Origin of the sequence: Vibrio sp. SCSIO 43132 (assembly GCF_019904195.1) — a bacterium.
GTDB classification, from domain to species: domain Bacteria; phylum Pseudomonadota; class Gammaproteobacteria; order Enterobacterales; family Vibrionaceae; genus Vibrio; species Vibrio nigripulchritudo.
In genome coordinates, this window is sequence record NZ_CP063200.1 from 935007 (window position 1) to 954262 (window position 19256).

Genomic DNA, 19256 nt, shown 5'->3' on the forward strand with positions numbered 1-19256 from the left:
TTCTTCTTATGTGCTCTATTTCTTATATTTCGGTTTTTATTATTAAATATCAGTGAATTGAATGTTAGATTCGCGTCTGATTGCGGCAGGCTGTGGATAAATTATATGGACAGTGTGTCGGGTAATAATTGTTAGCTTTTCAAGAGAGTAAATTACATGGAAACAGCAGAAGTATCTAAGAGTTTTTGGGGTGATAAGCTCTATCAACAGAGAGCAAGAAAAGCACTTCCACTCATTGTAAGGCAAGCATTAATAGGAGAGACAATATTTTATTCTGATCTTGCCGATGAGCTAGAAATGCCTAACGCAAGGAACCTTAATTATGTATTAGGTTGCATTGGAACAACTCTAATTGAGCTTTCAAAAAAAGTGGATGAGAAAATTCCGCCAATTCAATGCTTGGTCGTAAATAAAGCAACAGAACTTCCTGGTGAAGGTTTTGGTTGGTTTATCTCCGAGAAAGACTTCAAGAAATTAAGTAATAAACAGAAAAAGGTTGTTGTCGATAGCCAGCTTGCAAAGATTTTTTCTTACTCTGATTGGTTGTGGGTTCTAGATAAGCTTGGGATTGAGCATCCAGACTTCCCAAAACTATCGGAATCTACAAAAAGGCAAAGAGGTGGTGGTGAAGGTCAGCAACATAAAGAGCTAAAAGAGTATATTGCCAATAACCCATCAGCTATCGGTTTGTCTGATAGTTGGCCAAAAGGAGAAATAGAGTTTGGCTTACCTTCTGGAGATTCTGTTGATGTAATGTTCTCTTATCGACAACAAATGGTTGCAGTGGAAGTAAAGTCAAGAATCTCAGATTCAGCAGATATAAACCGTGGTTTGTTCCAGTGTGTTAAATATCAGGCAGTAACAGAAGCTATGCTTGGTACGCAGGGAAAGCCGCAAAATGTTCAAACTTTATTGGTTTTGGAATCCAGTTTTCCTAAGGAATTGACCCCAATAAAAAATATGTTGGGTGTCAGAGTTATATCTAGTGTTGGTAGTAAGAAAAGCTAACAAAGCCATCAATACGACCACCAACGCCCGGCATTCTAGGTATGAATTGGCTTTAGTGTTTTCGGTGGTTATATCAACATTGTCGTAATACGTTGTGGCGTATTATGGCAGGCGTTATGTGCTTTGAGGGAATGATTGATAGTGGAAGTTAAATTTAGAGGCTTTATTGACTCTGATGGAGAGATCTTGGAGGGGATTTTGGCTGAAAATGGTCAGTTTGATTACCCAGAAGTTGAAGATAAAAAATCAATGAAAAGAGTCTCTCAATGTGATGGGGCAATTTTTGTAGTCGCTGAAATTGAAGGTGTCATTGGCGGGTTTGCTAAAGGTTTTTACGATGGCTCTCGAGCACAAATTCAATTAGTTTCTGTTGCCAATCGATTTAAGAAAAAAGGTGTGGGCTCGAAGCTAGTTGACGCTGTGATCGGAAGACTGAAGGCGAAAGGTGCTCCAACAGTTTCGGTGGTCAATTTAGAGAGTACAGCAGAATATTGGTCTAAACACGGTTTTGAAAAACTGCCAGTTCATGTAATGGTAAGACGCACGTAGCAAAACGTTTGAGATAGATTCCTAATGCTTGGCATTTTGAATGTTAATCGTTGGGTTTTGTGTTTAAGGTGGTAATGTTTAGTGGTAGCGTTGCTCTCTACTTAACGTGGTGTCAGGTATATATGGAATTTCTACACAAATTTGCCTGTTTTGACTGTCGTATTGCTTTTAAAAGGCGTGCAACGGAAAAGTCAGATACAGGGAGTGCATGGCAAGCAGATTCAGAGTTAGCACATAGATGTCCTAATTGTGGTCATAGAATGGCTTTTCTAGGTCGTAACTTTCGAGCGCCTAAACAATCAGACAAGCAAAAATGGCAGGCAGCTAAGCTGTTGTGGGAAGCCGGTTTTAGATATTGCGGTAATGGGAGTCATGAAGATCCAGTACTTCCAGAAAGCAAGGTGGAAGCAATAGAGTTTGTTAAAGCCAATTTGAACCACTCCCAAAAAATAGCTGAAACTAACTGCTGGGAAAAGTATACCTAACAAACAACGTGTCGCATTTTGGGTTTTCGGTGAATTTAGTGTTTAAGGTTTAATGCAGCGGCTTGGGTATTACGCACCTCACACCTTGATGTGGCGTTAGATAAACAGAGGGAAAAGATGGAATTTGAGTTAGATTTAGATCCATCAGACGAAAGCATCAGTGAAATTCGAAATGGTTTAGTTGAATATAATTCGCAATTCCTGAATGGAGTTAAGCGAAATAAAATAGCTTACTATATCACAGAAAAAGATAAGAAAACGGCAGGTGTTACCGCTGAAATCTTTGGAAGTTGGTTACTTATAAACTTCCTATGGGTAGACAAGGCGTGTCGTGGTTCAGGGGTAGGAAGTGAGCTATTGGCAAAGCTTGAATCTTATGCCAAATCTAAAGGATGTACTTCTGCAATGGTGGATACCTTTAGTTTTCAAGCTAAGCCGTTTTACGAGAAGCTTGGATATGAGTGTCAGATGACTTTGGAACAGTATCCAGTTTCCCATGCGCGGCACTATTTCACGAAGCAATTGACAAGTAGCTAACAAAACCATCCCCCGATTCTTTCTCGCCGTGTCTTTTTGTGCTTGATGTAACCGCCAAGCGCAAAAAGGCACTCTGGTCAGTTATGGGTGATGGCAGCCAATTCATTTCTAACCCCAAGCTCTCAATAGTTCCTTTGCCTGTGAGCGTTTGAGTATCCGACACTCAGGCGCTTTTTGCTTTGGAGCTAGCTATGCTCACTTTCCCTGTTTCTGTTCCTACTTATGTGCTTTATTTCTTATTTTTGGGTTTTTCTTATTAAATATCAATGAATTGAATGGTAGATTCGCGTTTGAATACGACAAGTTGTGGATGAATTATATGGACAGTTTGTCGGATAATAATTGTTATATCACTCAAAAGGGAAAAACTATGAAAGGAATATTATTTACCATCGCATTACTTATGAGTTCTAGTGTTTTTGCGGATGCAAATCTTCCAGCTCAGAATATTTCAGGTATAGCTACAGGCTGGGGGAGTGAAGGTAACTATTTGTTCTTTGATGGCAACAACATTGTGGAAGGGTGTACGAACAATCGAGTAAGAATCCAAAGAGACCACCCTATGGCAAAAGACATTCTATCCATAGCTTTATCTGCATTTCATACAGATAGAAAGGTTATAGTTCGAGTTTCAGGCTGTCTAGGCTCAGATATGAATGGAATCGCCATTCATATCGTAAAAAATTGATGTAATGCAAGCTTAAAACCGACAGCCAACGCGCAGCATTTTTGGTTTGTAGCAAATTTAGTGATTAAGGCGTAGTGTAGCGGCTTGTTTTGTGCGTTATTTGCGGTTTAAGTTGGTGTTTATATTTTTAGGATATTTATGAAAAAGATATTAGTTCTACTTTTATTGTTTCCCTGCTTGGGGGTCGCCCAAGAGTGGGGACCTACAGGAAAAGTTACCGAAATTAATTCTGGGTATGTAGATGGGAGTATTATTTTTGGGACAACCGCTCCTCTCCATAACCCCAAAAACTGTAGTTCTGGCTTATATTATGTAGGATCAGAGTATGCGAGTGTAAGTAATACATTGTCTCTTTTACTGTCTGCTCAAGCGCGTGGTGCAGATATTAAAGTCGCGGTAAATACAAATGCCTGTGGTAAATATGGTCATCCAGTTGTAACGAGAATAAAGCTTTTACCCTAGGTATCAGTACCAAAAGCGCTTTCAAGCTAACTCTTATCGGATTAGAGCTTTTGATATCTTAAACTATTTAGACTCTCAGTCGGTTAAGCTTCAAGGCGTGATCTGGTCTTTGATAATTATGTCACTACTGAGTTTGGCTGTGCTTGGTCTCTTTGACTCCAATGTTTTGCAAATAGTTCATGAGTCCTGGTTTGTAGCTGCTGGGACCGTGGCTCTATACCTTATGGATGTCCAACGAAAGGCGGAAAAGCAACTAAACAAGAATCGCACATAACAAACTGCTCAACGGAACATAATACATGCGCCACTTTTGGTTCGCTTTGCATAGTAGTTATGGGGGCTGTCTGGGTACAATAATTGGTCAGTTTCCCCTTGATAAGGCGTTATATTTTATGCCTTGTAGTTCGTCGAACACGGGCTGAATAGAAGCGAAGTACACAACGAGGTATATATGGTTAGAGTTGAGTTTATTCGGCTCCACTTGATGGAGAAAGGGGTTCCAGCAGACCTAGTAAACCCATCTCCATTCATTTGGTCAAAGCACCTATATCCATTAGGTAAGCCACTAATTTTTCAATCCCATCTTCAGATCATGATGCATAGTTTATCTCTTGCGATTGTTTGGGGAGGTGTCCTTTGGATGTTACTGCATGATTTCTACCCAGAAAAAGTTATATCTTCTGTAGTTTTTGGAGTACTAATAGGTGCTTCCCTTTGGGTTCGAGTTCTTTGGAATAGAAAGAAGTTATGTCTTGGTAGTTGGGAGGAGTGGTGCGAAAATAATTATGAAACGACACATGAGCTTTCGCCCACCAATTGAAACATCCTCTACCGAACAGGAAGGCTGTCGCGCCGCTGCATTGTGCGCCGCAGTAGGAAGCGGGCATTACAAAGACTTCAACGAAGCCATCAGCAAAGTTCATACCATCGATCAAATCGTAGAATCAGAACCTAAGAAGTCGGTAAGGCTAAGAGAGAAGTTTCAACGCTTTCAAGAGCTCAATGCGGTGTAACCCACACCCTAAATACAGCCTTCGGTTAGTGAGTGTTTGAGCATCCGATGCTCAGACACTTCTTTGCATCGATTCTACTCATATCGACTTTCCTCTGGTTTTTGTCTTTATTTATGTGCTATGTCTCATATAAATTAGAGCTTATTAATAAATATCAATGAGTTGAATGGTATTGTTGTATTTTATTACGACAAGTTGTAGATGAATTATTTGGGCATTTTTTCAGATAATAATTGTTAGCTATTAAACGAGGAAAGAAACTTGGTCTATGCAGTGACTTTAATGGTAATTTTAGTATGTTCACTTACGTATTATGTGGCAAGATTTGAGAAAAAACCGTTACTACATGAGTTTGTAAAACTCACTTTATCACTTTCGACGTTATTTCTTGGTGTATTTTTAGCTCAATATTCAAGCAATATATATCACCAGTCACTACAAACCCAACACACCATAAAGTTACTACGCGTAACGTATAATGAAGTAAATGACTTCAATGAATTCATTCAATACATTCCGAGTAACTATTCACAGGCTAAGCAACAAATTTATGGGTATAAACCTTCTGACCTCTTCAGACACAATAAACTTGAGATTCCCTCAATAGTAAACACGACATTAAGTGACACTAGTATCGTTAGAAAGATGCATCCTCAATCTATAGCATCAATTTTTGCGTCACTGGGCAATACTAAGACTTCAATTGAGGCACTAAATTTGTACGAAATATCGGAAGGACAGTTACAAAGCTTCATAGATAAAACCTCAATTCATACAAATAGTTTGGCAAAGTATCTTGAATTTGAAATAAGATTCCAGACGGGTGATATATCTGAAGAAGAGCTATTTGACCTTCATAGAGCCGAAATCAAGTTCTTTGAAGACAACCCAGTAAGCTCCCTTCAACAAGTAAGATAATAGCTAACAAATTGTTCAAGTATACAGCAAACAATCGGCGGCCTTGATACGATTGATTACAGTGCTTTTTTTGAGTGTAACGGTAGTTAGCTGCTATTTAACAAGGTGTTATACGTATTGTAGATACCACCAGCTTACAACTTTATAGATAATGTAGATCTGAAGAGGAGTTATATGAGTTTAGTAGATATATTAAGTGTGATTGGAAGTATATTTTCAATACTATCATTCTTTGTAGCTATATTTATTGCCTCTAGAGTAATTAACATTAGTAATAAGGATAGTGGAAGTGTTTCTATTACAGGAGATAGAAATAGTGGGGTGACAGGAAGAGACAAAAATGTTCGATAAAGATAGCGAGGTATCCATCAAGGGAAATGATAACTCTGTCATAGGGAGAGATTTGGTCATCAATATCGGTGACATAAAAGGCTCTGACAACAAGTTGTACAAGATAATAGAGAGGAAGCTGCAAACAATAGATAGGATAGTTTCAGAGCGGGTTAAGGGAATTAAATTACACTACAAGGATGATTTAGAGCCTTTTAGTAGCGAAAAAATAATTGCATCTATGGGTAGGATTGGAATTCCTTTAACTCCATCTATAAAAGCTGTAACGATTGCAGCAAGGATCATTGTTGGTCAATCTAGCGAAAAAGATGTTTTTAAAACATCAGATGTGCGAAGGTGTATTACTGAAGCGCTATATACCCTTGATGAGAACGAGTTTTGCTCGAATGACATCGAAGACTGGGCTGGGAGTTACGTAAGAAGGTACGGAACTGAGACAGTCATAAAGGTGATCATGGGGTCGAAAACAGAGTCTTTCGAAGAAAACCTTGCTCATAAGTTTATTCTCAACACTTTGTTGCCTGATGTTTATAATGCAATATCGGGGGAAGTAAAACATGACAGCAAAAGTGATATAACTGATGTGGCATCAACAAATATGATGAGACGCATGGCAATATCAATACTTGAAGCAGTAAAGTCGCTCAGTCTGTACCGCATACATTATGATGTTCTTTTTGCTTTGACTAAGGAAATGGCATTGCAACCACCCCATCCTTGGTTTGCGCCGAAGGTTAGGTCTTTTGATTATATATATTACGACTATAAACAGTACAAGCGCCATTTCGAAAAATCAAAAAGATATTATTCTTCGGGTGACTATGGTGGTCTAGTTCATTCGATCAAGGAAATGGTAGATCACTGTTGCTCTGCTGTACTATGCCACTACAGTATATACATGGGGTGCGGTACTCTTGCATCATTTTACGTTTTAAAAGACCTTGTCAAAGAGATATGCAAGAATAAAGGTTCAGATGCAGCATTGTTTTTTAGAACAAATGAGATCAAATCAGACTTTTCAATGTTAAGTATAAATATTGAAGAGTTTAGCGCCCTTCTAAATAAGCTCTATCGCGGACTGGAAAGGGATAGAAATCGAGATGAACTATCAATAGAATCTGTATATTTGGATGCGCAGACGTTGGTAGAAATCACTACGAAAATTATCGCCCCATTTATAAGAAGGAATAAGTACGAGCAAACACGGAAAATGCGTACTATTAGTTTGGATGACATTTTTCTTGGTTTTCCTTTTCTTAAGTGGACACCTCATGAAAGCAGTCAGGCCTATTGGATTAGTCATAATTACGACACCCCTCTTTTTAGGGAGATTAAGTCGCAAATTCTGGTCGTTCCTTTAGATGTACTAGAGATAAAATGTAGTGATATTAAGTTTTGGGTTTCTGAAGTGGAAAATAAGATAAACTTCTCAAATACCATAATATTTATCTACAGAGGGGCAGACTCTTTCCCTAGGGAAAATTTTTACAATGAAAAGAAAGTTGGAATTAACTTAATAAATGTCCCGTTCGATGATTTATTAGAAGCGACAGTATCTGATGAGCCTATGAGGAAAGTCGCTGATTTGCTGTTTGAGAACTCGTATTGCGTATAACAAAACCATCCACACTATGTCTTCCCGTCTATCTTTGAATTCGTAGTAGCACTCTGTTGGCTGCACTAGCAGCCAATCCGTCTCGAGCAACAAAGCCATCTACTTCGTATTGTCGTTTCGGTCATTAAGCATGGCTTACTAAAACATATATAAAGGCTACCTTACGGCTGTATCAACGCTGCCAAGTCCCTAATTCTATATTTTTTTTAACTCAAAATCAGTTTGTTAGTGTTTTTCTGGTTATGGGGAGTGACTTTACCGTTGGAGTCAACAGTTGTGGATACTAAAGTGATTTTTTGCTAAATCAATGCCGCCTCAGTGTGGCAGAGATTTGCAAAGGGTTTAGTCCACTAACTAGCTGAGCTAATACTCGGCATGGGCACACCAGCCCATACTTTGAATCTCTGTTCGGAGTGTGTTTGGGGTAGGAATCTATTTAACAACTTTAAATTTGTTTGATTTTTCATCCTTTTCTATTTCAATATCGATGGATATTGATTTCTCCGGCATTATGTCCTCTGCGTTTTTGGGACCAGCAATTTTACCCTGACCTACAGCTTCAGCTAAATGTTCAGGGACATCTACTTTCTCAAGTTCTTCAAAGCGCTTTCTTGCTCGTTGCAAGAGCCATTCATCTAATTCCGGAGTTCCTTCCGGTGGTCTACTGTTTGACATCTTGTTTCTCCCTTGTAAGTTACGCCAAAGGTAGTCAGGGAAATTTATTCCTGCACCTTTAACTGCGGTAAACCCATATGATTCATAATAGCTAATTACATCGTTACTCACAGGTCTCATGATTCGAAGTTGTGTTGCGCCGAACCTCTCTGCATAGGTTTCAAATACAGCGATTGATAACTTTACTATCTGGCGCTTTAACGGATGTTTTTGAGGAGCACCTTCGATGATATCTAAGGTCATTTTTGAACCATTGTTTGAAGGCTTACCAATTGAAAGACCAGAAAGTTGTGCGTTGGCGTACCAGATGGCTAAATCAAGTCTCTTTGGGTGTCGATAAGCATAGCTTCGAAAGCCTTTGTTTCATGACCAAGATGTATCATCATGACGCTCATGATAGTCTTGCTCAGTTTTGGCATGATTTAAATTCATAATATCAATATGGTTAGGATAATCACATTCCAACTACTGGTGTGTAAAACATCAAAAAAACGTTTAGTGGCAGTTAACAAACGTGTATAGAGTTAATCGCTAGATTTCTAGGTTTACCTGCCACAGCAACCATACATAAGTAGCCTTAAGAAGGGAGAGAGAACAAATGGAACTGCAGCAGTTAAACAAAAAGCAACTTCATCAATTGGTTGTTGGAGGAATGAATGCTGAACTAGAGTTTTGCGACGGCTCTATCCCGCCTAATCATGTATTGAATCGCTCGTTTCAATATGCTCAGAGTGTAATGGCGGAGATGTGGTCTTTACCTTACGCGATGTTATACCAAGATAAAGTTGTTGGATTTTGTGGGTTTAAAAATGAGCCCAAAACTGGTGAGGTCGAGATTGGATATAACGTTGCTCCACAGCAACAAGGACGAGGATTAGCAAAGGCTGCCGTTAAAAAACTTTGTGACTTAGCATTCACTTCTGACTCAGTTCATAACGTTGTTGCTTTGATTTCATCAACCAATATAGCTTCACTTAACGTCGTAAAAGCTAACAATTTCGTTTTTAAAGGTTTTGTCATTGATGACGACAATGAAGAACTGGAGAAATGGATACTGAACAAGACATCTTTTACTTGATACATACAAAACTTCTACCTTTCAATAGATGACGGCCTGCTCTTTTCTGTAACAACGGATAATCTCTCTCAAACGGACTAAGCTATCAGTTTGCGCATAAAATTATTAATTTAGAATCGAATTTTTAGCACATCCCATTCTATTATCTTACTGATAATAATACTTTAATCTTTATTTCTTCGACTTGAATAAATAGCTCAAAAATACGCAAGGCAATTCATATTTTCTGAATCACGACCTAACTTCTGATTGTTCAAATCACAATTTGGTATCAGTTACTTTATAAAGTGTCGGTAGTGTTTCACATCAATAAACTTATAGGTTTGTATTATGAAGAAATGTCTGATTCCCGTCTTATTTATGAGTCTGATTCCGAGTGTTACTCACGCAGTTGTTGCTGGGGGAATGGTTTCTTATGGTCACCATTTCCCTGCGGCTGGTAACCATTTGGAGTATGAGTACAACATCCTCGATGATGGCGATTCAAATTCAAACTATTACTGGGCGACTCAGTTTTGGTTTAAAAACGGCAATGGTGGTTATGCTGGTTTACAACGTGGTAGTGGCAAAAGAATTAATTTTTCTATTTGGGATGTAACCGAGTGGGATAATAACAGTGCGGCTTACTGCCGATCGTTTGACCATGAAGGTGATGGCGTTCAGTGCTCCTACCAATATGACTGGGTTGAGGGTGAAAATTACAAGTTTGACCTGACAAAAGAAGGTCGTTCTGTTTCTCTGTCCGTGACAGCAGCATCAACCGGAGTTGTTACTGAAGTTGCCACAATATATGTTCCAGAATCATGGGGAAACATCAAAAACAACATCAACACATTTGTAGAAGAGTACTCTCAGGGAGCGGGGCAGTTGCAAAGTTGCAATGCTATGGCGAACACCTCATCGAAGATAGAAAGTGTAAAAATGGATGGTCGAGCCGCCATATTTGCCACGACAAAGCAATATGGGAACTGTGGTTCCTACGCTGAGTCATTGTGCACGAATGATGGCACCTGTTATTCAAAAACAGGGGAAGACTACGTTAAATTTGATTCAACCGAGATGAAGCTAATTAACAAGTCGACAGGCTATTGTGTTGATAATCTAGCTGGTAGCGGAGTCATCGGATTTTGGGCATGTGATGGGAACCAAAACAGTAACCAAAACTTTACGTACGACAAGGGCTCTTCATTATTAAAACTGTCAGATTATGGACATGCCAAGTGTATTACCCTCGCTGCTAATGGCTTCATTAAAACGACTTCTTGCGCCAATTCATCACAATGGTGGTATGAACCCGTTCATCAAAACTTAATCGAAGCTGATAAAAATGTGTGTATCGGTCCAACAGAGCTACAAGCTGGGTATCGCTTAAAAGAGCAAGCGTGTTTGCCTAATGATGATCAAAGCTTTCGATTTGAGAAAAAATAATAAACCTAGAAGGGCATATTCTTGGAAGGAATTTCGGGCTTCACTTTGAACCGAGAGAAAGGTACTGAGTATCAAAGCATAATTCGTGAAAATACAGTTAATACCCATAAGCCCTTCGGATTTTAATAGATAACAATTTACTCTTGGCTGCGTCAGCAGCCAATTTTTCTTAAACAACAAAGTCACCTGCGTCGTTCGTTATGCCTCTCATAAAGAATGGATGATGGCAAATGTCTCTAAAGTCTCTATTACAAAGGTTCTACTATCATTTACGTGCTTTGACTCCTATTTTGATATGCGTGAAGTTTGTTATATTAGTTGGCAATTTAGGATGGGCAACGAATCTTCAATGTTACAGGTTCTACATCAGTGAGGTAAATCTTTTGGGAGAAAATCCATCTGATTTGTTGAGTAAATAAGGAGAATAGTGAGTTGATATTTGGAGAGCTTGAATCATTTTTTTCTTTGGTAGATAGAGCAATAAAGCCTTTCAGGAGGAATCAGGAGGTCGACACCTCAACTCCTGAGTTGCTGTCAACACGTCTAGTTGGCGTATATGAAGCTCATGGAGTACATCGAAACCAGATTCCTAAGGTTGTTGGTCATGGTTTAACTCTTTTCGATGTAAGTACGGATGAACTGTTGCTTAAGAAGCTTGATGAAAAAATACTAACTTCAACATGTCAGCTTTTTGGGATAAATAGAGACTGGCTAGATGGTGCATCGGAAGAAGTTTACCCCACATATGATTTCTACAAATATCCAGATAAATTTGAAGACTTCTTATCCTCGCTATTGGAAATTACTTGTAGTGAAAAGCTTGATGGCATTCTTCTAACAGTTGACAAAGTTGATCGAGGAACACAAAGTGTCCTTGTACTTCAGGAAACAATAGGCTCCATTAACGATAAGGAGTTTTACCGCTACTATCTCTGTAATGGTTGGGTCTCCTCTTATTGGAAATCGAGAGGATACTTAGCTGCTTGTGTTGCTATGTGTTGGAAAAATAAAATATATATTCGTGGTATGTATTTGGACAAGTCTATAGTGAACAAATATGCGCATGGGCACAATTTATTAAGTTTTGGAAGCGACGGTATATACAAACTAAATGGGACCCCTTGGTATGCAGAAGATCTAGCTCTAGTACCCGAAATATATTTGAGAAACGTCGATCCGGAAGAAAGAAGATTTGGTTTAATTGCAGCCCTATCACTGTGGTTCCAACTTTTTAATCAAGGTTATCTCGAGACAGGTTGTCCCGTCGGTAATGTAGAATCAAAATTCGAAGAAGCAAGAAGAAAAATCGTATAAATAAAGACCCAGAGTGTCATTTTTTATGAGTACTAAAGAATAATATATGCACGAGACAAAATGGCGAGAACTTATATGTGAGTGGATGCGTTCTACTTGGCCTAGGGACATTTATGTTGAGGAAGCTTATACACCTTACGGTACCGACAACATACATGAGCGTTTGGCAAGACCTGATATTCTTAGGTTTTCTCCAGAAGGTGGAATAAGCATAGTTGAAGTAAAAAAATGGGGTAGTTCTGAGTTCAAAAAATGGGCAGTGCTTGGCCAATTGCAGCTTTATCCGTTTCTTACTGAAACTCAGTACCTTCAAGATAATGAAAATTACTTTTGGATGCAAAACCTTATAAAGAAGGGGTTATTGAGCCAGTCCGTAATCGATCATATTGAGAATCGCCTTAATAGTTCAGGTAACATAGTAGACGATTGGTGTATTGTAATTGTTGACGGAAAGAAAGACGAAATTGAGCAATTTGAAATTCTCTGGCATATGTATGACTTCGTGAACTTAAATCTAGAGACTAATTCAAACTTCCGACCTTTAACTCTTCTGCATGCGACTGAGAAAAATGGTGAATATAGTTGCGACAACCTTTTCAATTAAGCAATTTATCCATTCGTAGCACGCTATGTTATATAGTCAGGAGTTGTCGTGTATAACCATGAACCGAAAAACTATTTGTGTCCGTTTTGTCGTATGAGCCAAAACGGGATCAGTCAGGAAAATGATATTGTTTATGAGGCAGATAATGTCTTTGCTTGTATAAGCCTAGATCACCATGAAAATTCTGGTCCTACGTTTTTAGTGGTACCAAAGCTGCACGTAGAAAATATTTATTATATCACGGACGAATTATTATCGGAGATCATGAGGGTTGCAAAGTCTATAGCTATACAAGCGCGAGAGTTATGGGACACTGATGGAATCACGATTTGGCAGCACAATGAGCCTAGTGGTTCGCAGGATGTTTGGCACTTGCATGTGCATGTAAAATGCAGGTTTGCAGGCGACAATTTGTATGCCTCTAAAAACATTAAGACAGAAGACGCATTGAGAAACAGCTGGGCGAGAGACCTAAGAACACACCTTTCATTATCTCAAGAGATTTAAGTACGTCTTCTCGCAGTACTCTGGCTATGAATCTGCTACACTCTGCGCCAAATATCGGTATTCAGGAATTGCAGTAATGAGCCAGGAACAACCTAATAACCCTTTGCACGGTTTAACCCTTGAGAAGATACTCGTGCGCTTACAAGAACACTATGGATGGGAAGGCTTAGACGCAGAAATCCAAATCAACTGTTTCTATAACAACCCGTCCATCAAGTCTTCTTTAAAGTTCCTGCGCCGTACTCAATGGGCAAGGGACAAAGTTGAAGCTCTGTATATTGAAACCTTTTGTAAGTAACCTTAACTTGGGACAGCTACTCGCTTCACTCTTTGAGAATCCCGTCAAATCAAAGGTAATACGTGACTCAAGATACTTCCTATCAGCCGCTTACCAAGCTTCGAGCGCATCTGTCCCAGTTCGTTTCTATCTCCGATGAGGAATGGGAAATGATCTCAGAAAGCTTCACGGTTCAGAATTTTGAGAAAGATATAAGCCTGCTTGGGAATGGTCAGGCTTGCCGGAGTATGTATTATCTCAGCTCTGGCATTACACGCTCTTTTGCCATTGACGAGAGCGGGCGCGACTTTACCACTTGCTTCCACTTCAACGAACCTTCCTCAACTGTGAAAAACCTGTTCCTTACTGATTTTTCCAGCGTGATCCGCAACGAACCATCCCAGCTACATTTTCAAACGCTGACCGAAGTACAAGCGGTTGAGTTACCAACTCATGCGATATCTGGGCTTTACGAACGTGGTGCAAAATGGGAAAAGCTGGGTCGAAGACTTTCAGAAGAGGCGTATTACCACACCCAGCAACGCGCCATGTCTTTGCTGATGAAAACCGCAAAGCAACGTTATGCTGAGTTGTGTGAACAGATGCCTCACCTGATCGAGAGTATTCCAGAATATTACGTGGCGTCCTATCTGGGCATTACGCCCCAATCTCTCAGCCGAATTAAAAGTTGAAGCCAAATTACCATATGGTAATGCTTTGTTTTTCCAGCGATATTATCTTGCTCCAAAACAGATTGGAGAGCAGTAATGTCTATACGTAAAATCGTTCAGCACCAGCAAAACACTTACGGTCATTTTCACCAGCATCAGGGCAATTTCCTGATTCATTTAATCATGGTTCCGGTATTCATTATTGGGTTCTGGGGAGCATTGGTTTCGTTGGTTCTTGGCAAGGTTTTGATGGCTGGAGGCTTGGTGTTATTGCCCCTTGTCTCTATCGCTGTTCAGGGTATTGGACATAAAAAAGAACATCTCCCGCCAGAACCTTTCACCAGTCCGGTGAATGCAGTTACCCGAATTTTGCTTGAACAGCTTTATACCTTTCCAAAGTATCTGATTTCAGGGAAGTGGAAGAAAAAGCGCCAGTAACGGCGCTTTAGTAATTATTTAACTATTGTGTTGTTATGGCGATCAGCGAATTCTGAATGATTTCAATTGCCTCTTCCAGAATATGGTCCTCTACCGTTAATGGCGGTAATAACCTTACCGCGTTTCCAAACTGACCACATGGCAGCACGATCAAGCCATTGTTGCGACAGTGGGTGATAAACGGAGCAACGTGCTCGGGTGCTGGGGATTCACCGTCTACAAAGTCGAAAGCGATCATAGCTCCGGCATGCCGGACGTAGGCAATTGGAGTGTCTGGGTGAGCGTCTTTCACCTGCTTAATGGCGCGCTCGATTTTTTGCCCGATAACCTGTGCTTTATGGTTCAGGTTTCGGCTTTCGAGTTCATCCAGTACTGCATGTGCTGCTGCACACCCTACTGGGCTGCCCCCATAAGTTCCGCCCAATCCTCCAGGGTTGGGGCTGTCCATGATTTCAGCCTTTCCAATAATGCCAGAAAGAGGGAAGCCGCCAGCCAGCGCTTTGGCCACAGTAATCAGATCGGGTTGAACGCTGTAGTGTTCGCTCGCGAGGGTTTTTCCGGTGCGACCAAACCCCGTCTGCACTTCATCAAAGACCAGTAAGATCCCATGCTGATCGCAGAGCGCACGCAAGTGCTCCATCAATTCAGCGGGCGCTGCGTAAAACCCGCCTTCACCCTGAATCGGTTCAATCACAATGGCAGCTACTGAATCGGGAGAAATGTCGGTTTTGAATACTTTTTCCAGCGACTTCACGGTGTAGTGAGTATCCATTCCCTGATAAGGAATGGGAAAGGGCACATGGAAAATATCAGCAGGGAAGGGACCAAAGCCTTCTTTGTAAGGGGCGATTTTTCCGGTCATGCCCATGGTTAGCATGGTTCTGCCATGAAAGCCTCCGTGAAAGGCAATGACGCCACGGCGCTTCGTATAATGACGCGCAATCTTCACAGCATTTTCTAACGCTTCTGCCCCTGTGGTCATGAGTATGGTTTTGGCGTTATCGATTGGCGCGAGGGAATTCAACCGCTCGGCAAGTGCAATGTAGGTTTCGTAACCCGCAACCTGAAAAGCGGTGTGGCTGAACAGGTCAATTTGATTGATAACCGCTTCGCTTACTGCCGGGTTGCAATGCCCCGTATTGACGACTGCTATTCCAGCTGCAAAATCGATATATCGACGGTTTTCTACGTCCCAAATCTCCGCATTTTTTGCGCGTTTCACAAACAAAGGGGTAGCCGAAGCCACGCCTCTGGGGACCGCCTTTTGCCGGCGCTCCATCAGTGACTGATTGTTCATGTGTGTGTTCCTTTTAAAGACAGATAAAGATTGTTACGACGGATAAAAGCAGCTAAGACAGCCCACCAAAACAGATGTATTTGGTTTCCAGATACTCTTCGATACCCAGACGTGAACCTTCCCGACCTAAGCCCGATGATTTCACCCCGCCAAATGGTGCGACCTCATTGGAAATAATGCCTTCGTTGACGCCTACCATGCCGTATTCCAGCGCTTCACTTACTCGAAGGCATCGGTGAATATTTTGCGAGTAGAAATACGCCGCTAGCCCATATTCGGTGTCGTTCGCTAGTCGAATAGCTTCGTCTTCGGTATTGAATTTGAAAATGGGTGCCACAGGACCAAAGGTTTCTTCAGAGGCGATTCGCATCATAGGGGTCACATCGCACAGCACGGTGGGCTGATAAAACAAACCACCTAAAGAATGGGCAGAGCCGCCAGTCAGCAGATGCGCGCCTTGGCTCAACGCATCACGAATGTGGGCATCGACCTTGTCCAATGCTGGCTCACTAATCAAAGGACCGATCTGGTGTTTGGGATTAATACCTTCACCCACTTTGAGTTTGCTGACGGCCCTGGCAAATTTTTCGCAAAAGGCGTCGTAAACACCCGACTGCACCAGAATCCGGTTGGTACAGACGCAGGTCTGCCCTGAATTTCGGAATTTAGAGGCAACCGCGCCTTCGATTGCGGCGTCGATATCGGCATCATCAAACACAATGAATGGTGCATTGCCGCCAAGTTCTAACGACACTCGTTTTACCGTGTCGGCGCACTGCTTGAGAAGTTGCCGACCGACCGCGGTAGAACCTGTAAACGACAGCTTTCTGATACGCTCATCCCGAGACAGCACCTGACCGATTTCAACTCCGTTGGAGGCTGTCACCACGTTGATGACCCCGTCCGGAATCCCCGCTTTTTTAGCCAGTTTTGCCAACGCCAGTGCGGAAAAAGGTGTCGCTTCGGCAGGTTTGATGACCATGGTGCAACCTGCTGCTAAAGCGGGAGCCGCTTTTCGGGTGATCATGGCAACCGGAAAATTCCAAGGCGTTATCGCAGCGCAAACCCCGACAGGCTGCTTGATGGTCTGCAAGCGCCTGTCTGCAGCGGTGGAAGGAATAATGTCACCATAAGCCCGTTTTCCTTCTTCGGCAAACCACTGAACGAAAGAAGCGCCGTATAAAACTTCACCCATCGATTCTGCCAGCGGCTTCCCCGATTCCTGAGTGATCAACTCCGCCAGTTGCGCCTGATTTTCCAACATGAGTTGATACCAGTTCATCAGGCATTCGGCTCGTTGCTTGGCGGTGGTTTTGCTCCACGTAGAAAACGCAGCGTGGGCGGCAGAGATGGCAACCAGTGTTTCTTCCACGCCCATCTCTGGCACGGTTCCAAGCTGGTTGCCATTGGCTGGGTCGAGCACGGCAAATGTCGTGCCGCTAGCGCTGTCTTGCCATTGACCGTTAATGAAGGCTTGTTGCTGAAGTAAGGTCACTGGTTCACCCCACTGCTTTGGATGTGGTGTTTCGCTTTGTCTAGTAGAGACTGATATTCCTTACGCGCTGCCAACGCTTCTTCCATCGAAACCTCAACAAAACGCGTGGAGGTATTGGGCTGCATCTGACCAATCAGATCCATATCGCCAGAAATTACCGTGCCAATCATAAAGTAGCCCCCACCAGAAACCGCATCGCGGTGCAGCACGATGGGCTCTTTCCCTGCTGGCACCTGAATGGAGCCATATGGGTAGCAGCCATCCACAATATTGGAGGGGTCAGAACCCGCGCCAAATGGTTGTTCGCGTTCATTAAATTCCAGTGGCGTGCCGTTTTTAAAGCGGTACCCAATGCGGTCTGCTTCCGGTGCTACTTGCCATGTATCTTCAAAAAACTGTTTGCCAGACGCCTCTGTAATCCGATGCCAGTAGAGCCCAGTAACGACTCTTAATTCATTAGAATTCGGTCGGCGCAGCGATTCTGGTAATGAGCGTACCTCAAAGCCCGAATCGGATTGTCCTACCGGGAGTTTGTCGCCCTGCTGAATCGGTCTGCCTTCAAAGCCACCCAGCGCGCCAAGAGTGTAGGTTGAACGGCTGCCCAACACTTCAGGGACATCAATCCCTCCAGAAACAGCTATGTAAATCCGGGCACCTTGAGTCAGGTGAGAGAACGTCAGTTCTTGTCCTGCTTTAATCGCAAAACTTGTCCAGGTCGTTTGCGCTTCACCATCAACAAAAGGCGTCATGTCTGCGCCAGTAACGGCGACGGTGCAGTCGTTAGAAAAGGTGAGTTTGGGTCCCATAAAAACCGCTTCCAATACTGCGGCGTTTTCGTCGTTACCAACCAACCAGTTGGCGCAGCGACAAGCGAAACGGTCCATGGCACCAGATACCGGAATGCCGAGATGGAAATACCCAGTTCGACCGAGATCCTGAACAGCGGTCGCCAGACCCGGGTGGTTAACCTTAATGCTCATAAAGCGCCTCCTTCAGTGCTGTGTTGTAGCTGGCAATGTCCTGTTCAAATTCCGCCAGAGAAAACTCAGTAGACTGGATTCTTGGTTCGTACGTGCCGTCTTCAACCTGACTGACAATGTCGTGATATTCGGATTCCTCAATCGGGCGAAACTTCACGATGTCGCCGGGCTGGAAGAACACCAGGAAATCTTTCAGGTGAGCGGCGTTCTGGCTTGGGTCATAGATTGGCATCGGGGTGACACCAAACATCTGATAACCGCCAGCACCACGAACAGAATAAATACAGGAAAAACAGCCGCCGTAACCGACAGTGTGTTTTGGCGTGTCGGTTCTTGGGCGAACATACTTGGGCACTTGTATCTGCTTCTCGCGTTCTACCATCTGGAACATAAAAGGCAGCCCCGCCACAAAGCCCACCATGGTCACAAACCAAGGCGATTCAGAGTGCGCTTTAATGAAGCTTTCGACCGAATCATAGCCGTTGATTCGGGCGGCATAGGACAGGTCCGTTCCATCAGGATCCTGATGACGGTCTCTAAAGCGCATGAGGGTTTCGTGTGTCCACGGGTCTTGATAAAACACAGGGACTTCAATGATCCGAGTGGCAATTTTGGCTTCTGTCTGTGCCATGGACGTTTCGATGTCCTGAATGGTTTTAAGCATCACTTCAGGTGAACAAATGTCCGGGTTGTACTTCACCTGAAAAGAGGCATTGGCAGGGCAGATCTCTTCGACACCGTCAATGTTGGCGTCGCGGATCGCCTGCGTCATAGACAGGCTTTTGAAAAAGGCGGCAAGTGACATTTCTTCGCTGACTTCCACAAAGATGTGCTCGTCTCCGCCGAATGAATAGCGTGTTTTCATC

Annotated in this window: 24 protein-coding genes; 19 read left to right on the forward strand and 5 right to left on the reverse strand. The window is 42.3% G+C overall.

Annotated features, from left to right (window positions below):
- Positions 1 to 156: 156 nt before the first annotated feature.
- The 11 genes from INR79_RS22325 (at position 157) to INR79_RS22375 (ending at position 7626) form a co-directional block, all read left to right on the forward strand.
- Positions 157 to 1008 (forward strand): hypothetical protein, encoded by an 852-nt coding sequence (locus INR79_RS22325; protein ID WP_223100026.1) that lies wholly within the window; start codon positions 157 to 159, stop codon positions 1006 to 1008.
- A gap of 141 nt (positions 1009 to 1149) precedes the next feature.
- Positions 1150 to 1557, forward strand: a complete 408-nt coding sequence (locus INR79_RS22330) for a GNAT family N-acetyltransferase (RefSeq protein ID WP_223100028.1) — start codon at positions 1150 to 1152, stop codon at positions 1555 to 1557.
- A 122-nt stretch (positions 1558 to 1679) separates the two neighbouring features.
- On the forward strand, positions 1680 to 2042 hold the full coding sequence (locus tag INR79_RS22335; protein ID WP_223100030.1) for a hypothetical protein: 363 nt from the start codon (positions 1680 to 1682) through the stop codon (positions 2040 to 2042).
- 117 nt (positions 2043 to 2159) lie between these two features.
- Positions 2160 to 2579, forward strand: coding sequence for a GNAT family N-acetyltransferase (locus tag INR79_RS22340; RefSeq protein ID WP_223100032.1), 420 nt, complete (start codon positions 2160 to 2162; stop codon positions 2577 to 2579).
- Between the two features lie 370 nt (positions 2580 to 2949).
- On the forward strand, positions 2950 to 3267 hold the full coding sequence (locus INR79_RS22345; RefSeq protein WP_223100034.1) for a hypothetical protein: 318 nt from the start codon (positions 2950 to 2952) through the stop codon (positions 3265 to 3267).
- A 138-nt stretch (positions 3268 to 3405) separates the two neighbouring features.
- Positions 3406 to 3729 (forward strand): hypothetical protein, encoded by a 324-nt coding sequence (locus tag INR79_RS22350; RefSeq protein ID WP_223100036.1) that lies wholly within the window; start codon positions 3406 to 3408, stop codon positions 3727 to 3729.
- A gap of 451 nt (positions 3730 to 4180) precedes the next feature.
- Entirely contained in the window at positions 4181 to 4549 is a 369-nt protein-coding gene (locus INR79_RS28270; protein WP_223100038.1) for a DUF6404 family protein, read from the forward strand.
- Positions 4515 to 4742 (forward strand): hypothetical protein, encoded by a 228-nt coding sequence (locus tag INR79_RS22360; protein WP_022589308.1) that lies wholly within the window; start codon positions 4515 to 4517, stop codon positions 4740 to 4742. The genes INR79_RS28270 and INR79_RS22360 overlap by 35 nt, the downstream gene beginning before the upstream one ends.
- 261 nt (positions 4743 to 5003) lie before the next feature.
- Positions 5004 to 5660: a hypothetical protein gene (locus tag INR79_RS22365; RefSeq protein WP_223100040.1), complete on the forward strand. Its 657-nt coding sequence runs from the start codon at positions 5004 to 5006 to the stop codon at positions 5658 to 5660.
- 174 nt (positions 5661 to 5834) lie between these two features.
- On the forward strand, positions 5835 to 6011 hold the full coding sequence (locus tag INR79_RS22370; protein ID WP_022589310.1) for a hypothetical protein: 177 nt from the start codon (positions 5835 to 5837) through the stop codon (positions 6009 to 6011).
- Positions 6001 to 7626, forward strand: coding sequence for a hypothetical protein (locus INR79_RS22375; RefSeq protein WP_223100042.1), 1626 nt, complete (start codon positions 6001 to 6003; stop codon positions 7624 to 7626). The genes INR79_RS22370 and INR79_RS22375 overlap by 11 nt, the downstream gene beginning before the upstream one ends.
- Positions 7627 to 8058: 432 nt before the next feature.
- On the opposite strand, the gene INR79_RS22380 is transcribed toward INR79_RS22375, so the two are convergent.
- Complete coding sequence (locus INR79_RS22380) at positions 8059 to 8544, reverse strand: hypothetical protein (RefSeq protein ID WP_223100044.1); 486 nt, start codon at positions 8542 to 8544, stop codon at positions 8059 to 8061.
- A gap of 355 nt (positions 8545 to 8899) precedes the next feature.
- On the opposite strand from INR79_RS22380, the gene INR79_RS22385 reads away from it, so the two are divergent.
- The 8 genes from INR79_RS22385 to INR79_RS22420 all read left to right on the forward strand — a co-directional run bounded on the left by INR79_RS22385 (position 8900) and on the right by INR79_RS22420 (position 14618).
- Positions 8900 to 9379, forward strand: coding sequence for a GNAT family N-acetyltransferase (locus INR79_RS22385; RefSeq protein ID WP_223100046.1), 480 nt, complete (start codon positions 8900 to 8902; stop codon positions 9377 to 9379).
- Positions 9380 to 9709: 330 nt separating this feature from the next.
- Positions 9710 to 10807 (forward strand): DUF3472 domain-containing protein, encoded by a 1098-nt coding sequence (locus INR79_RS22390; RefSeq protein WP_223100048.1) that lies wholly within the window; start codon positions 9710 to 9712, stop codon positions 10805 to 10807.
- Between the two features lie 432 nt (positions 10808 to 11239).
- The gene (locus INR79_RS22395) at positions 11240 to 12121 is read left to right on the forward strand and encodes a hypothetical protein (protein WP_223100050.1); all 882 of its coding nucleotides are present in this window, start codon (positions 11240 to 11242) and stop codon (positions 12119 to 12121) included.
- A gap of 46 nt (positions 12122 to 12167) precedes the next feature.
- Positions 12168 to 12725: a hypothetical protein gene (locus INR79_RS22400; protein WP_223100052.1), complete on the forward strand. Its 558-nt coding sequence runs from the start codon at positions 12168 to 12170 to the stop codon at positions 12723 to 12725.
- Between the two features lie 48 nt (positions 12726 to 12773).
- A complete protein-coding gene (locus INR79_RS22405; RefSeq protein ID WP_223100053.1) occupies positions 12774 to 13232 on the forward strand; it encodes an HIT family protein in 459 nt (152 codons plus the stop codon).
- 76 nt (positions 13233 to 13308) lie between these two features.
- A complete protein-coding gene (locus tag INR79_RS22410; RefSeq protein WP_004400149.1) occupies positions 13309 to 13530 on the forward strand; it encodes a VF530 family DNA-binding protein in 222 nt (73 codons plus the stop codon).
- A gap of 62 nt (positions 13531 to 13592) precedes the next feature.
- A complete protein-coding gene (locus INR79_RS22415) occupies positions 13593 to 14201 on the forward strand; it encodes a Crp/Fnr family transcriptional regulator (protein ID WP_223100055.1) in 609 nt (202 codons plus the stop codon).
- A 75-nt stretch (positions 14202 to 14276) separates the two neighbouring features.
- Entirely contained in the window at positions 14277 to 14618 is a 342-nt protein-coding gene (locus INR79_RS22420) for a terminase (RefSeq protein ID WP_223100057.1), read from the forward strand.
- A 22-nt stretch (positions 14619 to 14640) separates the two neighbouring features.
- Here INR79_RS22420 and gabT read toward each other — a convergent pair whose 3' ends face one another.
- From gabT to INR79_RS22440, 4 genes are read right to left on the reverse strand one after another with little or no spacing between them, the layout of a single operon-like run.
- Positions 14641 to 15915 (reverse strand): 4-aminobutyrate--2-oxoglutarate transaminase, encoded by a 1275-nt coding sequence (gene gabT, locus INR79_RS22425; protein ID WP_223100059.1) that lies wholly within the window; start codon positions 15913 to 15915, stop codon positions 14641 to 14643.
- 52 nt (positions 15916 to 15967) lie between these two features.
- Positions 15968 to 17410 (reverse strand): NAD-dependent succinate-semialdehyde dehydrogenase, encoded by a 1443-nt coding sequence (locus INR79_RS22430; protein WP_223100061.1) that lies wholly within the window; start codon positions 17408 to 17410, stop codon positions 15968 to 15970.
- Positions 17407 to 18390: a biotin-dependent carboxyltransferase family protein gene (locus INR79_RS22435; RefSeq protein WP_223100063.1), complete on the reverse strand. Its 984-nt coding sequence runs from the start codon at positions 18388 to 18390 to the stop codon at positions 17407 to 17409. The genes INR79_RS22430 and INR79_RS22435 overlap by 4 nt, the downstream gene beginning before the upstream one ends.
- The gene (locus tag INR79_RS22440; protein ID WP_223100065.1) at positions 18380 to 19255 is read right to left on the reverse strand and encodes a 5-oxoprolinase subunit B family protein; all 876 of its coding nucleotides are present in this window, start codon (positions 19253 to 19255) and stop codon (positions 18380 to 18382) included. Before INR79_RS22440 ends, INR79_RS22435 begins: the two co-directional genes overlap by 11 nt.
- Position 19256: the final 1 nt, after the last annotated feature.